Genomic DNA, 20910 nt, shown 5'->3' with positions numbered 1-20910 from the left:
CACCCCTCCTCGTCCAGACTTTCCTTGCGCCGACCGCCGGATCTCCACGGAAAGGCCACATTCCCCGCGCATGTGGGCTCAGCGATCACGGGAGGCGCTGGGGCCGTGCCAGTCGAGACACATCACCAGGGCGTCATCGGCCGCCGGGCCGGCACCCCGGTGCCCCAGCAGCTCCTGCAGCAGCAGTCTCGGCACCTGAGCGGCGGGCACCAGGCTGGTGCTCTTGATCGAGGCGGCCAGTGCGCGAAGGCTGTACTTCTCACCTCCCGGCGACAGCGCGTCGTAGACGCCGTCGCTGATGAAGAGCAGGCGGTCACCGGGCTCGACCTGCATGTGCTGCGGCTCGTAGACGGAGTCCTCGAACATACCCAGAGGCATCTGAGCCTCCAGCTCGATCGGCTCGACCACCCCCCTTCGCATGCGCCAGACCTTCGGGGAACCGGCATCGACGATCTCCACGTGCCCGGTCGGGAGGTGAAAGCGGAACAGCAGAGTCGAGAGGTGCTGGCTCCCCTTGTGCTGGCCGTACACCGCCTGATCCGCCAGGCATGCCTGATCGCTCAGGCTCAGCCCGGCGCGGCGGGCGTTGCGCAAGGCGTTGATCGCAAGGTTCGTCAGCAACGCGGCATTTATGCCTTCACCCATGCCGTTGCTCACGGTCACGAACAGGTCATCGGCCGACGCCGACCAGTCGAAGCAGTCACCGAAGATGGCGTACGCGGGCTCCAGCTGGGCGCCCAGGCTGTACTCCGGCCGGGCGCACGAGCGGCCGGGCAACAACTGCCACTGCATCTCAGCGGCCAGCGTCAGCCGCTCCGCCCGCCGCGCCTGCAGGAAGAGATCCGTGTCGCGCTCCGCGACGACCACCTCGTGCGCAAGCGCGCCGGCGCACTGCTGCAAGTCCTCCAGCACGGCCGGCGGCGGCTCGTCGCCTTCATCGGCCTGCAGGCTGACGCTGAGGATGCCCAGCCGGTCGCCCCGGACACTGACCGGCAGGTGCACCGTCAGCGTCGACGCCGAACGGTCGTACACACAGAGCGGCTCCTGGGCGCCGAACGCACGGCCCGGAGCGCTGTCGTGCACCGACACCGGTGGCCGGGTGTGCGGCAGCACCCCGACGGGCTGCAACCTCGTCATGGCGTAGTCGGCCAACAACAGATCCACCGCCAGGGCATGATGGCGTCGCACGATCGCGGAGCGGATCACATCGAAGACCTCATGAGGCGCGGCCTCGCGCAGAGAGCGCTCGACCGCGCTGCGTCTGTCCACTGGAACCAGACTCACTTTCTTTAGCAAATCTCCATAAAAGCGACTGTCGGCATCGACCTGCCCAAAGGGCAGGAAAGCCCAGTCTGGAGTGTCACATGCGCGAGGCCCCACACCCTGCCGACCCCTTGCGTCACCAGCCCGACGCCGGCGCCCGCGCAGGACCCGCGCGCCCTCACGTACAAGGTGGAGATCAGCCGCATGAGGGGCGGTCATCAGCGGTCTCCGTCCACAGGTCCGCCACGAGAAACTGCCTCCCCGGCTGAAAGGCCGCCACGGCGTGGCGATCCGGACCGCTGCCTCTGTCAGGAAAATCACGTGTCGGCAGACGACGGCATCCCTCAAGAGATCAGCACATCGGCACGGGCGCATCAGCTGCCGAGGACCAGGAAAGGGCCGAGAACGTCATGGGCCTCGCCACGCCTGCCAACACCCTCTGTTGCCGCATCCCGCCGGCCACACCCCCCTTTCGCCGGCCCCGAGGACGGCGCAGATGCCGTGCCCGTGCGAGGAGGTCCGAGCTGAAGAGGGACGCGGAAGCCGCGCCGGGGTGGCGGGCCGAGCGAACAGACGGGGCGGCGTCACCGACAGTCACGAGGAGAGGGCGTGGGTGTGCCGGTGTGTGCACGGCGAGAATCAACGCTCGGCCAGGAGCATCCGGGCACAGACGCACGCCATCCGCCCCCGCCGCAGCGCGCGGCTTCACCCGACCGCGGCTGTCATGGGCGAGCGTCGTAGGTGGTGTACTGGACTTCCAGCGCCGGAGGCCCTGCCGGCTGCTCGATCTTCTTCGCAAAGTGGACAGCGAACACCCTCACCTCCTGCTCGCCGGCGGAGTCGTCGGTCTCGTCAGTGATGACGCAGTACGTCTTCCCGATCACTTCCGCCACCCGCAAGTGCACGAGCCCCGCCGTATCGCCGGACTGCCCGCTACGGGCTGCGGCAGCGCAGGCCTTCTCATCGGTGGGGAGCGCGGCAGGCATCCCGTAGCCCCGCCGGACGGACAATTGCACACTGGCGATGGCGCAGCCTTCGTACTCGACCTGCGCGGTGTCGAACAGAGCGTAGTCGCGGGCTGTGGCCCCCTTGCCGCTGACAGCCTGCTGCACGGTCCCCTCCGGACCGATCAGATGGACCGTCGCTCTGGTTCCACCCGCGAGCTTTTCGCAGGTGGGGGGCGGCAGCGTCATGGTCTGCAGGCCCGGCACCCTCGTCTGCGGGGCCGCCGGCGCCGCGCTGGGACCGGGCTCCCCGGGCACAGGATCGCCATCCCCGCATCCGCTTGCCAGGAGTGCGGCAGCAACAAGGGCAAGGCAGCGAAGACGCATCAGTTCCCCTCAGGGCGGCAGCAAATTCAGGACCGGAGGACCCTGTCCACACTACTGACTCATCGTCACATGTACGCCAAAACAAGCCACTTACCGCCCTGCCGATAGCGCGGCGCAGTTGGAGGGCGCCTCTTCGTCGTGGTGCCGGACTCGCCCTCCCCCCTTGTACCCGTCAGGAGGCAGGATGAAGATCCGCCGCAACGACGTGACCTACGATGACGCGGTGAAGTTCGTGATGGTGCCAGGCGGCTGGCAAGGCGGATGGGTATTCGACTCGGTTGCTGCTGAGCTTCACCGAGAAGGTCACCACGTCGAGGCGGTGACCCTGGCGGGGCTGGAGTCGGGCGGCCCGGTCGATGCGGATCGTCCACCGAACCTCGACACCCATATCGACCAGGTAGCCGAGACCATTGAACGTGGCGACGGAACGCCCGTCGCGCTGTGCGGGCACAGTTACGGCGGGATGGTGATCGCGGGTGTCGCGGATCGGCTCAGCGACCGCATCGATCATCTCGTCTTCATCGACGCCTACGTCCCGGACGACGGGGATTCGTGTTGGTCCTTGACCAGCGACGGCTTCCGGGAGTTGTTCATAGCTGGTGCCCGCGCCGACGGTCGATGGGTCGCAGTCCCTGAAGGACTCGACCCTCGCGCGCGACCGCACCCACTGGCGAGCTTCGTCCAGTCGATCAAACTGAGCGGCAGCCCCAGCCGCTCACTCGGCCGAACGTTCATCAGCGGTGGCGCGTGGCCGGGCAGCCCGTTCATGACCTTGACCGAGCGGTTGCGCATCGACCCAGGCTGGCGGGTTCACGAGATCCCCGTCGGCCACAACATCGCCCGCCGCGACCCGCATGGCCTCGCAGCCGTTCTCGGCGCATTGCCGCCCGACTCCACCTGACACGCCGCCGCTGCCCCGTCCGGACAACCATTGCAGACAAACCCACACACAACGAGGGCTCGCGAAGGACCGAGGCGAGGGCGAGTGCCCCATCGTGTTGACTGCCCCCGGCAGGCAGTGCTGGAGTCGGCACGTGGACAGCATCCCCGCCAACCGGCGGCTATGGAACCGGATCAGCAGCGCCTACCAGCACAAGCACGACCCGCAAATCGGCGCCACACCCCGGCTGTGGGGCATGTACTCCATCCCCGACGCGCACCTGCACGCCCTGGGCGACGTCACCGGCAAGCGCGTCCTCGAACTCGGCTGCGGCGCCGGCCAGTGGTCCAGGGCGCTCGCCGCCGAGGGCGCCGACGTGGTCGGGCTCGACCTGTCCGAAACCCAACTCGCCGCAGCGGAAAGCGCAATGGGAGCAGCTCGCTACCCGCTGGTGCAGGGCGCCGCCGAACAACTCCCCTTCGCCGCCGACAGCTTCGACTTGGTGTTCTGCGATTTCGGTGGGCTCAGCTGGGCGCCCCCGCACCTGGCCGTCCCCCAGGTCGCACGCGTCCTGGGCCGAGGCGGGCGCCTGGTGTTCAACGTCGCCAGCCCATGGTTCGAAGCCTGCTACGACGAAGCCGCCGGCCGCGTGACCACGACACTCCGACAGGACTACTTCGGGCTGAACACCATCGCCGAAGGCGACGGCGCGACCAGCTACCAGCTCACCTACGGCGACTGGGTCAGGGTCCTGCGCGGCGCGGGTCTCATCATCGACGACCTCATCGAGCCACGGCCCGCACTCGGAACACCCAACGGCTACAACGAAACCGACCCACCCGACTGGGCACACCGCTGGCCGGCGGAACTGCTCTGGGTAGCCCACAAACCGTAAGTTCCCCCGGGCCGAGACGTGAAGGCATCCCTTCGCCACCGGCCCAGGCCTGCCCGGCTCATCGCGGGCGGAGCCAGAGGCGGATCGAGGCAAAGTGTCACGTCTGTACGGGTCCGGCGCGATGAAATGCGCCGTTGCCGGCCCGGACGGGCGGGGCCGGCCGGGGCTCCGACGCGTGGGCGGCAGATCTTCAGTCGAAACGGGCGGGCAGTGCGGTCAGCCCCCGCAGCAGGGTGCCGGTCCGCCAGTTCAGGTGCGCGGTGTCGGTGGCGAAGGTCATCGCCGGGCGCTGTTCCATGAGCAGACGAAGGGCGATCGCGGCTTCCGCGCGGGCCAGTGGGGCGCCCAGGCAGTGATGCAGGCCGTGGCCGAAGGCGGCGTGGCCCGATGTGCGGCGCGTGATGTCGAAGCGGTCGGGGTCCGGAAAGTGGTGCGGATCGCGGGAAGCCGCGGCGAGGGAGACCTGTACCGCTTCACCGGCGCGGATGTGAGTGCCGGCGAGGTCCAGGGGCTCGGCTGCGAAGCGGAAAGCCGAGGCGTGGACCGGGGAGTTGTATCGCAGCGACTCTTCCACGGCAGCGGGGACCAGACTCAGGTCAGCCTGTAGCAGCGCGAGTTGCTCAGGGTCGGCGAGCAGGGCGTGCAGTGTTCCCGAGATCAGGTTGACCGTCGTCTCGTGGCCGGCGACCAGGAGCAGGAAGGCCATGCCGAGGAGTTCCTCGGCGGTGAGGCCGGACGCGTCGGCCGCGAGGTCGCTGAGCAGGGTGCCGTCCGGGGCGGCGGCCTTACGTGCGGTCAGGTCGGTGAGGTAGCCGGTCAGGCCGGCGGCCGCAGAACCTGCCGCCTGTGACGAGGTGGGCGCTACCAACTCGTTCGACCAGGCGTGGAAGGCGGGGCGATCCGTCGCCGGAACTCCCAGCAGGTCACAGATCACCGTGATGGGCAGCGGCAGCGCATACTCGCTCACCAGGTCGGCAGTCCCCTGCCGGGGCAGCGCTGCAAGCAGCTCCGCAGCGACCGCTTCGATCCCCGGCCGCAGGGCGGCGATCCGTCCCGGCGTGAAGTGTTCCGCCACCAGCCCGCGCAGGCGGGTATGGAGCGGCGGGTCGCTCTGGAGCATGTTGCGGCCGAGGGCGTGGCCACCGTCGGTTCGCCAGGACGAGGAGTGGCGTATGTCGTTGCGCAGCCGCGGGTCCGTGAGCGCGGCCCTGGCGGTGTCACGCGTCACGACCAGCCAGCACTCCCCGCTGCCCGGAACGAGCACGCGGTGCACGGGGCCCATGGCCCGCAGGGCCGCGTAGGCGGGGTACGGGTCCCTCGCCAGGTCGTTGCCGGGGGGCGCCAGTTCTTCCAGGGTGGGTGCCTGCATGCTGTGGCCTTTCGGTGATGTACGTATCCGGGAATCAGCCGTGCCATACGTCCGCCGCGCCGGCTGCCAGCGCCGTTGCGCGGGCGTATCCGGCGCGGGCGGCGGCGGGGACGCGGGCGTTCGCCGTCATGTCGCGGCCCATCGCGCGGCGGTCCGTACGGCTGGGGCACAGCAGGGACACGGCAGTTCCCCCGGCGGCCAGTTCGGCTGCCTGCTGCTGGGCGGTGGGGTGTGGGCCGACGGCATTGGGGATGGGGACGACTGCCAGCACCCGGTCGTATCCGCGGGCCAGTTGGATGTTGGCGGTGGAGCGGCTGCCGCCGTCGATCCAGCGCCGGCCATCGAGCACGGCAGGCGGCCAGACCATGGGTACCGCGCAGCTCGCGGCCACCGCGTCGACGAGGCCGGCCTTCATGTCCGCGTCGAAGGTCCCCACCTCTCCGCTCACCGCGTCGACCGCGGCGATCCGCAGGGCCTGTGCGGGCCAGTCCGTTGCTCCGCACAGCAGGGTCCGCACGGCGTCGTACATCTCGGACGCGGGTGGGGTGGATGCTGCCAGGGCGGCGCGGCCGAGGCGTCGTACGGAGCGCTCGGGATCGCGGGAACCGAGGGCCGCCCAGAGGAAGCGGAGTGTCTGGGCGGTGGTGACGTCGAGATCGATGCGGTCGTCGCCGGCCAGCTGGCGTTCGTACAGCTCGCGGGGCGGCTGGCCGCAGGCGAGACGGGAACCGAAGATCGCGCCCGCCGAGGTACCGATGACCACATCGGCGCGGTGGAGGTCGATGCCCGCATCCGCGAGGCCGGCGAGCACCCCCGTCAGCCATGCACCGCCGACCGGGCCTCCGCCGCCGAGTACGAGTGCGGTCTTGCTACTGCTTCCGCTCACGCCGATCCCTCCCGAGCGCAACGAACGAACGTAATCGGGGGTGGCCCCTCTCCTACAGGGACCCCCGCTAAGTGGGGAGTAGTCCCCACTTCACGGTCAGACGATAGCATCAGTACCGGGGAGAGCTCCCCACTTCCTTCGGAGGGTGATCACCATCGGCACAGGTGAGGCAACGGCCCCGCAGCGACGCGACGCGCGCCGCAACCGGCAGCTCCTGGTGGAGGCGGGCCACGAGGTGTTCACCGAGCAGGGGTTGCAGGCACCGCTGGACGTGATCGCCCGTCGGGCGGGCGTGGGCAACGCGACGCTCTACCGGCACTTCCCCACCCGTGCAGCCCTCGTCGAGGCAGTATTCCGTGACCAGTTGACCGGCACCACGGAGGCGGGCGAGCGGGCCCGGGCGGCCGCGGATGCGTGGGCGGGACTGAACGACTACCTCCGGGCCGTCTTCGACGCGCTCGCCGCCGACCGCGGCACCAACGACCTCATGACCACGCACGTCGAGGGCATCGAGGCGCTGGACGCCGTGCACACGCACAACCGTGAAACGATCGAACTCCTGCTGGAGCGAGGGCGGCAGCAGGGCGCGATCCGCCCGGACGTCACCACCGAGGACGTCCTGTTCGCGCTGGCAGCTCTGGGCCGCGCCGTCCCGGCCCTTACGGCCGCGACCACACCGGACGCCTGGCACCGTCCCCTCGCCCTGCTCCTGGACGGGCTGCGCCCGGCGCCCGTCCCCTTGCCGGCCCCCGCCCTGACCACCGTCCAGCTCGGCGACGTCCTGAGGGAACTGGGACCGCACCGGGCGCCCGTGCAGGGTTCGAACGCCGAGTGAAGGGCTCCGCCCGCCCGGGCAGGTCGGCCCGGCGTCCGAGAACGAATCCCTGGCGCCGTGGTCGAAGGGACGGGAGCTGCGAGTCCTCACCTCCGGCTTCCGCCGGGAACCGCAGACTCCGATGCTGCTTGATGCCGACTCCGGTGTTGCTCGATACGGCGCAAAGCCACGCCTGTCGGCGACGAAGCACTCGGGGCCGCTCGCGGGGCAGCACGGTGAGGTCATGGTCGGCGTCGGAGGAACTGGTTTGGGGAAGGACCCCCGGTTCGACGGCCGCGCGGGTGGTACGTCGCCGTGCGCCGACGGAGATCGTACGTAAGGTTGCGAGCCGGCGGGCGGCGGGCCGACCGGTCTACGCCAAGCCCGCAGGTAAGCACTGACCTGTCCGCTCCGACCGTGCGTACCCGCAGATCCTGAGCGCCTTGGAGGCCGCGTGACCGAGCAGCGCATCTCTACGGCGATCGTCGTCGACGGCGACCGGGTCCTCATGATCAGGCGGCGCCGGCGGGAGGGGAATCTTCTGTGGGCTTTCCCGGGCGGCGCCGTCGAGGCGGGGGAGACACCGGAGCAGGCCGCGGTCCGGGAGATGTCCGAGGAAGTCAGGCTGGAGGTCGAGGCGGTCTGCGTCCTGGGTGAGCGCGTACACCCGCATACGGGCCGGCACATGACGTATGTGGCGTGCGCGCCGGTCTCCGGAACCGCGGGTGTCGGTGACGCCGAGGAGATCGCGGAAATTGCCTGGGTGAGGCACGGGGAGATCGATGCGTTCGTACCGTACGGGCTGTTCGGGCCGGTGCACGCATACCTCGACGCGTCACTCCTGCACTGACACCGAACGCCAGTTGGGGCCCCACCAACTGCGGGGCCCTTGCGCGTTCCGGGCCTGCTACGGGCGCCCTCGGAGCTGCCGCCGCCGGCCCTCGCATCTCGGCAGCCTGCCGCTCCCCCGCTGCCGCGATGCCGGGGCCCATCCGCGGCGCCATGGCCTGCTGGGCTCGGGCTTCGACGGCACGGCGGTACCGTGCGGGTCGTCGCTCCGGCGGTACGGCAGGCTGCGCGAGCGGCCGGCGGCCACCGGGGGCCCTTCGCAGGTGCGGGTGAGAGGACATGCAGACACATGAATGTGCTCTCTCGACACCCGCTCGATGTCGGCCGCAAACAGGTTCGGGGCGCTCCGATGCAGTTGCCTGGACCCTGGGGCGCGGGGCAGCGGCCGGTCAGGCTAGTTTGCTCGTGTGAGTCTCCTTGATGATGTGGCCGAGCGCGATGGCTGGCGCTGCTGGGTGTGCGACGAACCGGTCGACCCCGACATGTCGGTGAACGACCCGAGAGGGCCGAGCGTCGACAGCCGAACCACCGACCGGAAGGCCAAGGTCGCCGAACGGCTCGCGCACCGCGGGTGCAACACCCGCAAGGGCGCGGTCAAAGTGGCCATCGCCTGGCCGGACCATCTGTACGTGGTCGAACCCGCACCGCTGATCACCGTTGCCGAAAGGCTGGAGCGCAAGGGGGGCCGCGAAATGGTGGGCCGTTGCCCGAACAGGAAGGACGCCCGAGAAGCTGCGGATTGGCTCGTGGACCGGTTCTCCCGACTGGTACCGGGCCTGCCGGTGACGGCCGACATCGAGCCGGGGGGCGGACAGTTCCTCGTCATCCTCGCCGCCGGCCGTCGCTGACCGGCAAGACAGCGAGAAGGTGCGATGCACCCCTCGCAGGCACGGGCCGGGGACTTCACGGTTTCCGGCCCCTGCGTTCTCGCCTGCACGCACGGCAGAGTGCCGATCTCCGCCGTCCGGCGGAAAGACGCACGGTCAGGCAACACCGGCGGAGGGCCGGCGGCCGCTGGCTGGGTGTTCCGGGTGAGGATGGCTGGTAGCCACACATGTACGAGGGAGCCGTACGATGCCTCCCGTGGATACCTCACGGGACGACTTGCGATGCGGGCTCTGTGGGCAGGTGGTGAATGCCCTGCACGAGCAGCACCACGAAGAATCGGTCGTCGGCGCGGGGAGGCGTGTGGAGTACGCAGTGATCGGACTGCGCGGCGCCAATGCCCTCTATCACGCTGCCGACGAGCCCTCTCGGACCCGCAAGACCGGTGCCGCCGACCTGGCGAAGGCACTGGGTGTTGAGCTGCCCGATCTTCCTGGCCGTCGTTACACGTGCTGGGAGGTTCCTGGGGAGTACGGCGGCGTCTTCCGGAGCGGCTTCGAGTTGGCCTGACATGGCGGCTACGCACCTGGACAGTCTCTGTCGGATCATCTCGCCGACCAGATGAAAATGGCAGTGAGGTGGAGTCCGGCCAGTGAACGCGATCGCGTCGATCACCTGCCGGTGATCACGCCACCGCCCACCCCGCCGAGGTGCCCGGTCCGGCAGCAACGGCTCGGCCGTCGCCCGCTGGGCGTCAGTCGATGACACACATCTACCAACGATCAGATGATCCGAAGGAAACGGCTTAGCGCGTGCCTCTCCGGTGGGTTGGTCAGTTGATCGGATATGTCTGTCCGATTAGTGATCACCGATGCGATGTGGGACCGGATCGAACCGTTGATGCCGATCGATCCGGCGCGTGGGCGGCGGTGGGCTGACCACCGCGGAGCGCAATGCCGTCGAGCGGTGCATCGCCCGACTCAAGCAGTGGCGTGGCCTGGCCCCGCGGACGGCCAAACTCACCATCGCCTACCAGGCCGCACTTCACATTGCGTCCATCCCTGTCTGGGCGCGTCAGTGACGTGGCTGCGGAAGCCAGCGGCCCAGACTCGAGACGAAGCCCGAGAAGGTAGGTGCCACAACCCGCCACTCGCACAGAAGGGGGTCCCTCCAGAAGTCACTGCCGACGACGCGGGGATCCGAGGGGTCGGGCCGGAAGTCGAGAGCCAAGGCGCCATCATCACCGGGGTTGCGAGTGGTGGCGATCAGCACTGCCTGTTCAATGTCAAGCCAAGGAAGTTCGAGTGGGGCGACGTTCCTGCTTCCGCGTGCCTGGCGAAAGAAGGCGGAGTGCGGATCATCGGCGAACATGTCCATCGATTGGGACGCGTACGCCATCTGCTCGGGGTTCGACACGAAGCCAAGTGGGTCCTTGAACCAAGGAATGGCCTTCGCCAGCACCACATCACCCGGGTGACGCCAGAGGTCGCGATCAATGAGCGACGTCAGCAGGGCGGGCAGAGCAAGTCCACGGACTGTCGAAGGCGCCATGGCGCACAGCTTCGCACGGCGGACAGCACCAAGGAGACACGCTCCAGGCCGCCCCGTGCCTCTGCCACGCCCACGTGCTCGTCGGCCGCCGACGGTGTCAGAGCCTGCGCCTAGGCTGCTGTCGTGGAGATTCGATCAGGGAGTTCGGCAGTGCGAATAGAGCGTCACCAGGTGGGCCGGGCGGTCGTGTCGGCTGCCCGTAAGGACTTCACCGACCGTATCGGGGGCCAGGTGCACTCCATGTCACGGGCCGGACGTATGGCCACCTACGAATGGCAATCCATCGCCGAGGAGTTCCTCGACTACTTGGGGGCGCTTTCCGTCGACACGCCCGACCTCGGTACGGCAGAGGCCCGGTCTGCGCTGAAGAACGCCTCGGAGGCCGCGGCCGGCGCCGTCGCCTACGCGGCGTACCACCCGCACTGCAGCTTTCAGGTCTTCCTGGACTACGTGAACTTCGGCATGTGCTACGACCCAGGTGAGGACGCCCCCGAGGAGGCCGTCACGCCCGGGGATTGGATCGACGCCCTCTGCCTGGCAGTGCTCAGGGACAAGGCCAGGTTTCACGGCGAGGCCTTCCACTTCGCCCGGCAGAAGTTCACCGCACGGGCACACGGCACGCCCGCCGGGGAGCTCGCCACGGGATTGATGGCCGTGGTCCTGGACGACACCGGCAACGACGAGGAGTACCCGCCGAGCGCGCAGGCCAAGGTCGCGGCCGTCGACGCGGCCCTGGACCGCGTCCGTACCCGCGCGGACGAGAGGGGCGAACTCCTCCTGGACCGGCCGGACAGCGCCGCGCTGCGCACGCTGCACGCCCTGGCCGCCGAGGACCGGGAGGCTTTCGACGCCTCGCTCGCCGACCTCTTGGCCCGCCATGCCGCGGCACACGGCCCGGCGGCCTCCCCCAAGTCCCTTCTGCCGCTCGTCCCCCTCGCCCTTGCCGCGTTCGCCTACCGAACTCTGGGCTGGGCACCCGCCGTCGACACCGAGTACCTGCCGCACGCGCTGGTCACCGGATTCGAGACGCGAGGCCCCCGGGTCGCGGGGTTCGGCCGAAACCGCCGGCCGGACGCGGTCACGGCGCTCGCCGCGGGCCCCGTGGTGGTGGAGCGGCCTGCCTGTGAGAGGACCGTGGGCGCGCAGGTCACGGCCGTGTACCAGGAACACCTCGACAAGGCGTTCACCCCGGTCGGCAACGAGCCTCTCGCCCTGTGGCGGCTCGGCAGCGTCATGGGCGACCAGGAGCGCCTCTTCAAGTGGCGCGCCGGGGACCCCGGCTCCGGCGCCGACACGCAGCTCGCGACCCTCAGGCTGGCCTCCCAGGTGGGCGCGGCGCTGTTCCGCATCGGCCTCGCAGAGCCTGGCGCATTGGCCGAGGTGAGCGTCGACGGACGCATGCTCACCTACCCGGCCCAGCGGGGCGAGGAGATCGGTGCCGGCAATTGGCAGCGGGCAGTTTCCTACGCTCTGATCACCGGCGCACGCGAGGACCTCGCGCCTCTCGTCCTCACCGGCCCCGCTTTCGCCCGCCCGGACGGCTCCGCGTTCAGCGCGTACCGCGAGGCCCTCCACGCCTACCTGAGAGGCGCCGATCCAGAAGCGGCCGCGCAGCGGGCCTTGGAGCAGGCCGAACGGGCCAAGGACTGGGGGTTCGCCATGCCGCCGGCCGTCCTGCTCTCGCAACTGGTCGAGGGGGACGAAGAGAGTTTCAACCTGGCTCTCGCCGACGCGCTGGAAGCCCACCGCGACTACTACCGGGTCGCCGACCGCGCCGACGACCCGGATGCCTCGGTCAACCTCGACATCCTCGCGCTGGCCTGCCACGCCCGACGCCGGGGCTGGGCCATCCGCGTCGAATCCCCCTACCTCCCGCAGGACCTGGTGCGGTCCGCCGAACCCTTCTGACGTGTGGGGGAAGAGAGCTGGGATTCTTGTTCACTCCTCACGGGCTGCACAGTTGACCGGGAGACGGGACCGAAGTCCAGCCGGGGGCTGACGCGCCACGAACTGCACGGGTAACCGATGCACGGGCGTCCCACGGCCGGCCGCTACCCCGCCCACGGTGGTACCAGGGGTGGGGTAGCGGCCGGCCCGACGGCTGGGGGGTCAGCCGCCGATTCCCGAGTCCTGCGCGGCAGCAACGATCGCCGCCGCGTCCTCCGGGAGCAGGTATCCGGCGTCGACGGACATCTGCGCTGCCGTGCGTACCTTGCCCACATAGCCGGCGTGGGTCGGGTAGAGCCGGCTGAGCACCGGCTCCGCCGTGGCCGGGAAGGACGGGTCGGACGGATCGCCGTCGTCGTGCCGGTCCCAGCCGTCGGCGTCGCCGTTCCACGGGTCGCGGGCGCCGTACAGACCGCAGAAGACTCCGCTGTCGGTGGTGTCGCGCGACCCTGTGAGCGTACGGGTGGGCACAGTGACGTCCGGCAGGCGGACACCGCCGGTGGCCAGGCCGGTGGCCGGGTCGCGCAGGACGGTGCTCAGTGGCTGGCCGCTCGGCGGCCGCGCGCCTCCTCGCGCCCAGACGGCCAGATGGCGCAGCGCGGCGTTCATCGCCCAGTGGCCCGGCCCGTCGTTGAACGGGGCCGACCCGGCGGCACAGTCGGTCGACGGCGCTGCAGAGCCCGCAGACTTCTGCACCGTCGGGTCGCCGAGGTCGAAGGCCCACTGGTCGCCGTGTGCGGTGCCGGCCAACTCCCAGTGCACGATGCTGGTGGTGTCCGGCTGCCGCGCGGTGGCAGCGCCCGGCACATCGGTCTCCGTGAGCACGACGAACGTCGGCGCTGCCAGGTCGCTTCTGATCCGCGACGGGTTCGGCATCAGCAAGGTGTCGGCGAGCACGCCGCTGATGGGCGAGGCGATCGCGCTGTTGCTGTGCACCATGAAGCCGTCGTAGACCCTGGACACCGGCTGGACAGCGTTGACGTACGTCGTCATGAACCCCGCCGACTGCGACTCGCCGTCGGCGAGCAACGTCCGGACCGTGAGGCCGCCGAGCGGGTTCAGCCCGTTCGGGGCGCGTAGCGCCTGGCCCGCCTGCGAGAAGATGTCGTAGGCGAAGGCATCCCCGGGGTGAACCAGACTGCCGTACCGGGCCGGGTCCCAGCCCTTGAGGCCCTTGATCTCACCACGCCCGCCGTTGACCCCGACGGCCTGTGCCGAGACGCCGACCCAGGCGTAGCCCTCACGCAGCAGCTCGTCCCGCTCGAACCAGTAGTCCGGAGAGAGGTCGAGCTGGCCGCTGACGTTGAGCCACTCCACGACCACCGTGCCGTTGAACTTCGCCGGATCGGCAGGGCGGCGCACCAGCAGGCGAGTCTTGTAGGCAGCGGTGCCCGACGCTCGGACGTTCCACCGGCCGTCCGACGTCCACAGGCCCGACTTGGCGTAGGACGTGGCGGCTCCCGAGATGAAGTACTCGCTCTCGGTGTAGCCGAACGAGCCGAGGTCCTCCGCCGCCGCGAGGAACGGGAAGCCGTGCGTGCCGACGGGCGGAGCAGTGACCGTTGGGCTCGCAGCCGGAGCGGCGGAAGCTGCGGCCGGGGCGGCCGGGGCGGCCGGCGGGGCGACGGCGAGGAGCGCGCCGCACAGCAGCGCCCCCAGCGCGGTGGCGGTGACGGACCTCCGGGATAATCGAGCAAGCATGCGCATGATCGCCTCCGTGAGTGCATGTCCCAATGGGTTGAGACCGCAGTCTCGACCGAGCAGGAGGGGCTGGCATCGGCGAATCCACCAGCGTCCCGATACCGGTGACCGCTCACCGGTCTTCGGTGCATCGTTCTTCGGAGACCTGTCTCCAGCGCACCTCCCTGTACCTCACTGCCTCAACTCTCGTGACTGCCTCAACTCTCGTGCCAGGACCAAGCGATGTGGACACCTGAAGATCTACCGGCCGTCACCCGGGTCCGACACAATCACCCATATGACGATCAGCGCGGGCACGCCGCCCACGAGCGCACCGCCCACAGGCACCACCCCCGGCGCCGTCGTCCTGGGCTTCCTGACGGGTGGAGTGACCGGGACTTCGCTGGCCGCTTTCGTCGTCGGCTGCGTCCTCGAGAACCTGCCACTGTGCCTCACGGGGGTGGGCCTGCCCGCCGCCTACGGCCTGCTCCTCTTCCTCGCCGGTGCGCCGCGGCGCGCACGTGAGGCTGCCGTCGCACCCCGCACTGCGCTCGCGATGATCGAGAGCCTGCACGCCGTCGGGGGTGAGGCGACGAGTGACGTGGCGGTGCGGTTCGACCTCACCGTCGCACCGGACGACGCGTCGGCGCACCGCATCGAGGTCACGCAGAACATCAACCTCGCCGACCTGCCCGACTACCGGCCCCGCGGCATCGTAGTGGTGCAGTACCCCCCGGACCGGCCGTGGCGAGTGAGGATCGTGAAGCGGCCGACACCGGAGTGGGAGGACCGTGCGGCCGGGGCGCGCATCGACTCGGCGCCCGGGCCGGCCCGGGTGAGCGAGCCCTCCAAGGGGTGTGCGGTCGTCCTCGTCGCCCTCCTCGGCCTACTGCTCGGCGCAGCCTGCGTGATCCTGCCGGTCCGCGACGACCTGTTCGACCAGGGCACCACCGCGCGCTCCCCCTCCTCCGTCGCGCCCTCCGTCTCCTCCACGTCGTCGACCACGGTCGTGTCGTCCGGATCCGCCACCGTCACGCTCGGCCCGCACCAGTCGTTCCTCGACGAGAACGACCTGCGCCGGGCCTTCGACTCGCTCACCGAAGGCAAGGACAGGGAGGAACGCCAGGCGCTCACCGTGGTCGTACAGGAACGCGTGCTGTCGGTTGTGTACGCTCCCGCCGGCACCCACGCCTCAGGGTTCGACCTGCGCTCTCTGCCCTATGAACGCTTCCCCGCCCTGGTCCGGACGGCACGAACCACCCTCGGTGTCCACTCCCCACGGACCTGGCAGATCACCGCCGAAGGCCTCACCGGCTCACTCACGATCAGAACCGGCGTGAGCGGCTCCGACGGCGCGGCCTCCTTGGAAGCGGACAGCAAGGGCAAGATCGTGCGACGTACCCCGGCACGCTGACCGTGAGGGCGGGCCGTTCCTCGGACCGTCAGCAGGACCGCAGGCGGCGAAGCGGCAGAACGGCCCTGGGCAAGGCCGCACTTGAAGCGACAGGAGAAGACACGTGGACTGGCTCGATGTTCTGGCGCTGTGGTGCGGGGTGTTCGCGATACTGGCGCTGATCGGGTACGCGCGTTCGCTGGCCGGGGTGACCCGGGCCCAGCGGAAGGTCCGGGTCATGGGACGGATCGAGCGGGTCCAGCAGCCCAGGCACGGAAGCTCCGGGAGGGACGGGATAGGCGTCGTGGTCTCCTTCCAAGATCCTTCCACGGGGCAGGAGTTCACCGTCACGAACGACGGTGAGTGCGGCGAGAGGATCAGCACCGCCTGGACGGGCCGGGACATCGGCGTCCTCTATCCGCCCGGGAGACCTCACGCCGTCGAGTTCACCAGCGATCTCTCGGCAGGCCGCAACGGACTCGCCTGGCCGAACTTCGCGGTCTTCCTGGTCTACGTCGGGCTGGTGGCCGTCGCCGCGATCGAGTGGGGCTGGCCGTGGGCCGTGCTCGGGACCGGCGGGCCCTGGACCGTCCTCGGCGTGTGCTACCTGCCCGGCATCGCGCGCCAGGCGAGCCGCCGAATCGAGGCTCTGACCGCCCTGGACCCCGTTCCGGGCCGGGTCATCGCCGTGCTCAAGGACGTCAGCACCGACGAGGACGGCCACACCAGCACCACCCATACGCCGGTCATCGCCTTCACCACCCACGATGGCAACGCCGTAACCGCCTTCCGCACCTCGGGTCTGCCGGACCCGGTCGGCTCGTACGGCCGCGATGTCACCATCCACTACACACCCGCCGACCCGGCCGTCTTCACCCCGGACCTCTCGGCCGAACACAGGTCCCGGAAATCCGAGATCGCGTCCGGTCTCGTGGCCCTTCTCCTCGGAGTGGCGGCGGTCACCGTGGGGGCGGTCGCACTCACCCCGTGACGTCCGGCAGGCGGTGTCCCTGCTGGGCGCACGGCGCGGAACCGGGCGCGGAGGACGGTCACTTCCGGGGCCAGTGCGGATCTTGATGGACTGTGCCTCACTACGGGCTACCAGGCCGGCGTGGTCATTGCTCCAGCGCGGGGAGCCGGGCGAGGCCGGTGTCGTGCATGATGCGGTCGACAGTGTCCGCCAGGGTGCTGTCGGCGCCGATGACGATCTCGACGCTGCCGGGGAGGAGATCGAGCGGCCGGAACCACTCGCGCAACTGGTCTTCGCTCACCTCGCCCACGATCGGTTTCGTCTCATGCCTGGCCAGGGTTTCCGGGAAGGGAACGTCCAGGTAGTAGCAGTGGGTGTGCCCGCGATGGTCGGCACGCAGTTGCTGGAGCATCTGCCCGTAGCGGTCGGCGTTCAGGATTCCTTCGAGGACGACGTGGTACCCGGCATCGAGGCTGTAGCGGGCGACGGTGTCGATGAGACCGATGTTCGCGCCGCCGGGGCGGTCGCGTTCGCGCAGAACGATCCGGCGGAGGTTGTCCTGGCCGACCAGGGCGAGGCCGCGACCGAAGCGCTCCCGGATACCTGCCGCGACCGACGACTTGCCCGACGCACTGTTCCCGCGCAGGAGAACGAGCCTGGTCTCTGCCGTGCCCACCATCATCCGCACCACGTTACCGGCGGCCACTGGCTCACCCGTCGGCTTCGGCCGAGCCTGCGAGGCGGTAGGCGGCACACGCGCCGGCTGTCAGCACTGCGGGGCCACTGCCTTCGCGCTGCGGTAGGTGGAGATCCCCAGGGCCAGCAGCCAATAGCTGAGGATCGCCCCCATCAGGGCGGTGGTGCCCCAGCCGTTCGCCGCGTAGAAGTGCGCAGGCGTGTTGCCGAAGAACAGGGAGGGCACGAAAGCCAGGTTGACTCCGGCCAGAACGTAGGCCGACCCACTGGTCCAGCGCGGCAGGAGTTTCGTGCGGGAGACGACGTAGCCAAGCGCGGTCAGGAAGAACGCCAGCATCAGGCGGGAAATCGACCCGTAGAGGATGTACGTGCCGCTGACGTCGATCGTCGGGTCGATCGGATGGTCGGCGGCGATGACCGCCCCGGCTTCCAGGCCGCTGGAGACCAGCGTGATCGTCGAGTAGACCAGCCCCGCCGTGAACGCCAGCGAGCCGGCCCACTCGTACTTCGGGCTCACGCTCTTCACCAATTCACGGAACGCAGTCACGAAGACGAGCAGGAACGCCAGCGCGACGATCCCGACCAGCAACCTGGTCAGCACATTGGCGTCCGGCGGCGGTCCCGAATAGATGAAGTACAGGGGCACTTCGACGATGAGAGCGACGGCGGCGGCAATTCCCGCGCCGCCCGTCAGGCGCCTGGCCGACATTTCGTTCATGGGGTCCCCCGGATTCTCCGCGTGGTGGATTCGGTACGCCATGAATCCTGCCGCCGACGACGCTGACGGTCCCTGGGCCTGAACACCGAATCGGGGGTGGCCCTACCGACACCCCCAAAGGGGACACGCGGAGTTCGCGCGACTGCACACCCTGAGGACTGTCCGTCAGGGTGTGCGGCGGATCGCTCCTCGGGGGTCCGCGCTTTAGCCGCGCAAAGAAGTGCGCGTGTCCAGGGGCCCCCACGCAACCGGCTGAATGCCGTTGGGGGTGGCCGGAGCATTTCAGGATCTCGGTTCAGGCACCGGCGCCGCCGTCCACCGGCACGATCGCGCCGGTCACCATCGAGGCACGGTCGCTGAGCAGCCACGCGGCCACCTCGGCCACCTCGCGGGGCTCGAGCATGCGGCCGGCCGGGATCCTTGTCGTCAGCTCGTCGACGATGCCGGGTGTCGCCGCCTCCCAGGCGTTGATCATCTCGGTGGCGGTGCCACCGGGGGTGATCCCGTTCACTCGGATCCCCTCCCGGGCCCAGGTCACGGCTGCGGTCTCGGTGATGCTGTTGAGCGCCCGCTTCATCGCGCCGTACGCGGGCAGCGCGGGGTTCGCGCGACGGCTGCCGATGCTGGAGGTGTTGACGATCGCGCCGCCACCACCTCGGCGCATGAGTGCGGCCTCGGCGGTCATGGCGGTCCAGTGCGAGCGGAAGTTCACGGCGAACTGTTCGTCGATGTCCTCGTCGCTCGTGGTGTCCAGCGGTCCGGGCTGCTGGATCACGGCGCCGTTGTTGAAGGCGCCGTCGAGCCGGCCGTGCAGCTCCTCGACACGGTCTACGGCCGCGCGGATACGCGCGGGGTCGGCGAGGTCCAGGGTGATGGCATCGGCGACGCCTCCGCCGGCGCGGACGTCGCTGACGACACGGTCGAGGGCGTCCGTGCTGCGTGCGGCGAGCACGACGGCGGCGCCCTCGGAGGCGAAGAGCCGGGCTGCGGCCGCCCCGATGCCGCGGCTGGCGCCGGTGATGAACACGACTTTGCCGGTGAGCAGGCCGATGGGTGGGATGGCGATGTCGCTGTTGTTCCTCATGACGTCAGTGTCAGTAGGGCCTGCCGGCGGATACAGGCACAGGCAGTACCAGGATGCGGCGCCGAGCAGCGCGCAGACTGGGGGTATGAACAAGCAGGAGCTCGGGTCGTTCCTCCGCAGCCGTCGCGAGCGGCTCCGGCCGCAGGACGTCGGCCTCCCCTCCGGCCCGCGACGCCGCACACCGGGTCTGCGCCGCGAGGAGGCCGCGGTCCTCGCGCACATCTCCACGGAGTACTACGTCCGGCTCGAGCAGGGGCGGGCGCCGCGGCCGTCGGGAGAAGTTCTCGCCGGGATAGCGGGCGCGCTGCGGCTCACGGATGCCGAGTCCGACCACCTCCACGTCCTCGCGGGAACCGCGCCGACCCGTCGTCGCGCACACCGACGGGACGTACGCCCCAGCGTCCTCGCACTCCTCGAGCGGCTGCCGCAGACGGCCGCTTTCGTGACTTCCGCCGTGTTCGAGGTGCTCGCGTGGAACGACCTCGCGGCCGCGCTCATGGAGAACTTCGCCGGGCTGGCCCCGAAGGACCGCAACCTTGCTCGCCGGGCGTTCCTCGGGACGGATCCTGGGAGTATGCCGCTGTACGGGGTCTCCGATGCCGCGGAATTCCGCCACCACGTCGTCACGGGTTTGCGATCCACCGTCGCCCGGTACCCGTCCGACCCCGCAGTGAGCGAACTCGTCAAGGAACTACGCGACGCCAGCCCCGAGTTCGCCCGGCTCTGGGAGCGGCACGACGTGCAGGGCGCGCCGATGCTCACGAAGACCTTCCACCACCCGGTCGTCGGGGAGGTCACCGTCGACTGCGACACGTTCACGCTCACGGACCGCGACCAGCACCTCGTGCTCTACAGCGCGCCGCCCAGATCCCCCGGCGCCGAGGCACTGGCTCTTCTGCAGGTGGTCGGAACCGAGACCGCTGCCCATCTGCGGTGACGCCACAGCCGACGCAGGCAACGCGCCTCGGCGCCTGTGCGCTCGCGTCGCGACGACTGATCCGGCAAGTGGCTCAGCCCACGGATGCGAAGCATTCGTAAGCGCCCTCAGCCCTCGGTGCGGCGGAGGGGCAGCGGGGCGTCTCCTGCTTCCCGCCGGGCAAGTGCGGAGACCGACGCGCGTTCCGGTGGCGCCTTCTCGGGGTGACGGCGTTGCCAGTAGGGGTTGTCGTGAGACAACTTGCTGGAGACGCGGCCGTACATACCGAACGTGGCGATGACCAGCCCCATGACGAAACTGAAGATCACGTTGGTCATGCCGAAGTCGAGGACGTTGGCCGGACGGTCCAGGACGAAGATGTGGGCGAAGCCGCTCAGCACGAAGAGCACGCCGACCGTCATGTTGAGGACGGAGGCGAAGTTTCCGCCGATCACCGCCCCGGCGAGCAGCGCCATACCGACGACGGTGGAGATGGCGCTGAGCGCGACGTTGGTGCTCATGCCGACGATCGTGTCGCCACCCGTATCGAAGGGGCTCAGGGCGTCGGCGAAACCGAGACCTGCGAAGACCAGCAGGACGAGGCCGCAGAAGCCGGCACCGTAGCGGTAGACAGTGGCCAGATGGTGATCGACGGGCAGTTCATCTTTTAGCCTCATGCCCGCATTTCGACTGATGTGCCCGCTATGGATGCACGGTGGTGCAACTGGTCCTCCCGCGTGGCCGGCAGGGCGGGGCCAGTGGCGGGCGACCAATGAAGCGCGGTGGGCGGGCCGGGGTGGCCGTCGAGATGCCGACGCACTTCCGTGCACGTGCCACGTTCCC

At 69.7% G+C, this 20910-nt stretch carries 20 protein-coding genes and 1 pseudogene; 11 read left to right on the top strand and 10 right to left on the bottom strand.

Annotated features, from left to right (window positions below):
- Window positions 1–78: 78 nt before the first annotated feature.
- Both ABZ434_RS20325 and ABZ434_RS20320 read right to left on the bottom strand, forming a co-directional pair.
- A complete protein-coding gene (locus ABZ434_RS20325; protein WP_359138454.1) occupies window positions 79–1269 on the bottom strand; it encodes a PP2C family protein-serine/threonine phosphatase in 1191 nt (396 codons plus the stop codon).
- Between the two features lie 716 nt (window positions 1270–1985).
- Window positions 1986–2456, bottom strand: coding sequence for a hypothetical protein (locus ABZ434_RS20320; protein ID WP_359138451.1), 471 nt, complete (start codon window positions 2454–2456; stop codon window positions 1986–1988).
- A 322-nt stretch (window positions 2457–2778) separates the two neighbouring features.
- On the opposite strand from ABZ434_RS20320, the gene ABZ434_RS20315 reads away from it, so the two are divergent.
- Together ABZ434_RS20315 and ABZ434_RS20310 are read left to right on the top strand one after the other, a co-directional pair.
- Entirely contained in the window at window positions 2779–3495 is a 717-nt protein-coding gene (locus ABZ434_RS20315; protein WP_359138448.1) for an alpha/beta hydrolase, read from the top strand.
- Between the two features lie 133 nt (window positions 3496–3628).
- Window positions 3629–4369: a class I SAM-dependent methyltransferase gene (locus ABZ434_RS20310; RefSeq protein WP_359138445.1), complete on the top strand. Its 741-nt coding sequence runs from the start codon at window positions 3629–3631 to the stop codon at window positions 4367–4369.
- A 190-nt stretch (window positions 4370–4559) separates the two neighbouring features.
- On the opposite strand, the gene ABZ434_RS20305 is transcribed toward ABZ434_RS20310, so the two are convergent.
- Entirely contained in the window at window positions 4560–5738 is a 1179-nt protein-coding gene (locus ABZ434_RS20305; protein WP_359138442.1) for a cytochrome P450, read from the bottom strand.
- A gap of 34 nt (window positions 5739–5772) precedes the next feature.
- Entirely contained in the window at window positions 5773–6624 is an 852-nt protein-coding gene (locus ABZ434_RS20300) for a patatin-like phospholipase family protein (RefSeq protein ID WP_359138439.1), read from the bottom strand.
- A gap of 148 nt (window positions 6625–6772) precedes the next feature.
- Here ABZ434_RS20300 and ABZ434_RS20295 point away from each other — a divergent pair, with 148 nt between their 5' ends.
- From ABZ434_RS20295 to ABZ434_RS20275, 5 genes and pseudogenes are all read left to right on the top strand, one after another.
- Complete coding sequence (locus ABZ434_RS20295) at window positions 6773–7459, top strand: TetR family transcriptional regulator (RefSeq protein ID WP_359138593.1); 687 nt, start codon at window positions 6773–6775, stop codon at window positions 7457–7459.
- 433 nt (window positions 7460–7892) lie between these two features.
- Entirely contained in the window at window positions 7893–8288 is a 396-nt protein-coding gene (locus ABZ434_RS20290) for an NUDIX domain-containing protein (protein ID WP_359138436.1), read from the top strand.
- A 406-nt stretch (window positions 8289–8694) separates the two neighbouring features.
- Window positions 8695–9135 (top strand): hypothetical protein, encoded by a 441-nt coding sequence (locus tag ABZ434_RS20285; protein WP_359138433.1) that lies wholly within the window; start codon window positions 8695–8697, stop codon window positions 9133–9135.
- 235 nt (window positions 9136–9370) lie between these two features.
- Window positions 9371–9682, top strand: a complete 312-nt coding sequence (locus tag ABZ434_RS20280; protein WP_359138430.1) for a hypothetical protein — start codon at window positions 9371–9373, stop codon at window positions 9680–9682.
- Between the two features lie 276 nt (window positions 9683–9958).
- Window positions 9959–10057, top strand: a pseudogene (locus ABZ434_RS20275) (IS5/IS1182 family transposase); the annotation flags it as partial.
- Window positions 10058–10186: 129 nt separating this feature from the next.
- On the opposite strand, the gene ABZ434_RS20270 reads toward ABZ434_RS20275, so the two are convergent.
- Window positions 10187–10663, bottom strand: coding sequence for a hypothetical protein (locus ABZ434_RS20270; protein WP_359138600.1), 477 nt, complete (start codon window positions 10661–10663; stop codon window positions 10187–10189).
- A 171-nt stretch (window positions 10664–10834) separates the two neighbouring features.
- Here ABZ434_RS20270 and ABZ434_RS20265 point away from each other — a divergent pair, with 171 nt between their 5' ends.
- Window positions 10835–12571 carry an Imm49 family immunity protein gene (locus ABZ434_RS20265; RefSeq protein WP_359138591.1) on the top strand — a complete coding sequence of 579 codons (1737 nt, stop codon included), beginning with the start codon at window positions 10835–10837 and terminating at the stop codon, window positions 12569–12571.
- Window positions 12572–12772: 201 nt separating this feature from the next.
- Here ABZ434_RS20265 and ABZ434_RS20260 read toward each other — a convergent pair whose 3' ends face one another.
- Window positions 12773–14317, bottom strand: coding sequence for an alpha/beta hydrolase domain-containing protein (locus ABZ434_RS20260; RefSeq protein WP_359138427.1), 1545 nt, complete (start codon window positions 14315–14317; stop codon window positions 12773–12775).
- Window positions 14318–14588: 271 nt separating this feature from the next.
- Between ABZ434_RS20260 and ABZ434_RS20255 the strand changes: the two genes are divergently transcribed.
- Both ABZ434_RS20255 and ABZ434_RS20250 read left to right on the top strand, forming a co-directional pair.
- Window positions 14589–15704: a hypothetical protein gene (locus ABZ434_RS20255; RefSeq protein ID WP_359138424.1), complete on the top strand. Its 1116-nt coding sequence runs from the start codon at window positions 14589–14591 to the stop codon at window positions 15702–15704.
- A 103-nt stretch (window positions 15705–15807) separates the two neighbouring features.
- Complete coding sequence (locus ABZ434_RS20250) at window positions 15808–16674, top strand: DUF3592 domain-containing protein (protein ID WP_359138421.1); 867 nt, start codon at window positions 15808–15810, stop codon at window positions 16672–16674.
- Window positions 16675–16798: 124 nt separating this feature from the next.
- Here the strand turns inward: ABZ434_RS20250 and ABZ434_RS20245 are convergent, their stop codons facing one another.
- The 3 genes from ABZ434_RS20245 to ABZ434_RS20235 form a co-directional block, all read right to left on the bottom strand.
- The gene (locus tag ABZ434_RS20245) at window positions 16799–17332 is read right to left on the bottom strand and encodes a kinase (RefSeq protein ID WP_359138588.1); all 534 of its coding nucleotides are present in this window, start codon (window positions 17330–17332) and stop codon (window positions 16799–16801) included.
- A gap of 87 nt (window positions 17333–17419) precedes the next feature.
- On the bottom strand, window positions 17420–18067 hold the full coding sequence (locus ABZ434_RS20240) for a hypothetical protein (RefSeq protein WP_359138418.1): 648 nt from the start codon (window positions 18065–18067) through the stop codon (window positions 17420–17422).
- Window positions 18068–18362: 295 nt separating this feature from the next.
- Window positions 18363–19151 carry an SDR family oxidoreductase gene (locus ABZ434_RS20235; protein WP_359138415.1) on the bottom strand — a complete coding sequence of 263 codons (789 nt, stop codon included), beginning with the start codon at window positions 19149–19151 and terminating at the stop codon, window positions 18363–18365.
- Window positions 19152–19236: 85 nt separating this feature from the next.
- On the opposite strand from ABZ434_RS20235, the gene ABZ434_RS20230 reads away from it, so the two are divergent.
- Window positions 19237–20088, top strand: a complete 852-nt coding sequence (locus tag ABZ434_RS20230; protein ID WP_359138412.1) for a helix-turn-helix transcriptional regulator — start codon at window positions 19237–19239, stop codon at window positions 20086–20088.
- Window positions 20089–20195: 107 nt separating this feature from the next.
- Here ABZ434_RS20230 and ABZ434_RS20225 read toward each other — a convergent pair whose 3' ends face one another.
- On the bottom strand, window positions 20196–20744 hold the full coding sequence (locus tag ABZ434_RS20225; RefSeq protein ID WP_359138409.1) for a DUF4383 domain-containing protein: 549 nt from the start codon (window positions 20742–20744) through the stop codon (window positions 20196–20198).
- Window positions 20745–20910: the final 166 nt, after the last annotated feature.

It is taken from the genome of Streptomyces sp. NPDC005761, from assembly GCF_040630635.1.
Taxonomy (GTDB): domain Bacteria; phylum Actinomycetota; class Actinomycetes; order Streptomycetales; family Streptomycetaceae; genus Streptomyces.
Note: the sequence above shows the minus strand (reverse complement) of the source record. Positions and strands in the feature narration are given on the sequence as shown.

Coding starts and splice junctions, on each gene's coding strand:
- ABZ434_RS20315 (WP_359138448.1), top strand. CDS start 2,779: ATGAAGATCCGCCGCAACGACGTGACCTACGATGACGCGGTGAAGTTC.
- ABZ434_RS20260 (WP_359138427.1), bottom strand. CDS start 14,317: ATGCGCATGCTTGCTCGATTATCCCGGAGGTCCGTCACCGCCACCGCG.
- ABZ434_RS20320 (WP_359138451.1), bottom strand. CDS start 2,456: ATGACGCTGCCGCCCCCCACCTGCGAAAAGCTCGCGGGTGGAACCAGA.
- ABZ434_RS20255 (WP_359138424.1), top strand. CDS start 14,589: ATGACGATCAGCGCGGGCACGCCGCCCACGAGCGCACCGCCCACAGGC.
- ABZ434_RS20305 (WP_359138442.1), bottom strand. CDS start 5,738: ATGCAGGCACCCACCCTGGAAGAACTGGCGCCCCCCGGCAACGACCTG.
- ABZ434_RS20235 (WP_359138415.1), bottom strand. CDS start 19,151: ATGAGGAACAACAGCGACATCGCCATCCCACCCATCGGCCTGCTCACC.
- ABZ434_RS20245 (WP_359138588.1), bottom strand. CDS start 17,332: ATGGTGGGCACGGCAGAGACCAGGCTCGTTCTCCTGCGCGGGAACAGT.
- ABZ434_RS20225 (WP_359138409.1), bottom strand. CDS start 20,744: ATGAGGCTAAAAGATGAACTGCCCGTCGATCACCATCTGGCCACTGTC.
- ABZ434_RS20270 (WP_359138600.1), bottom strand. CDS start 10,663: ATGGCGCCTTCGACAGTCCGTGGACTTGCTCTGCCCGCCCTGCTGACG.
- ABZ434_RS20240 (WP_359138418.1), bottom strand. CDS start 18,067: ATGAACGAAATGTCGGCCAGGCGCCTGACGGGCGGCGCGGGAATTGCC.
- ABZ434_RS20230 (WP_359138412.1), top strand. CDS start 19,237: ATGAACAAGCAGGAGCTCGGGTCGTTCCTCCGCAGCCGTCGCGAGCGG.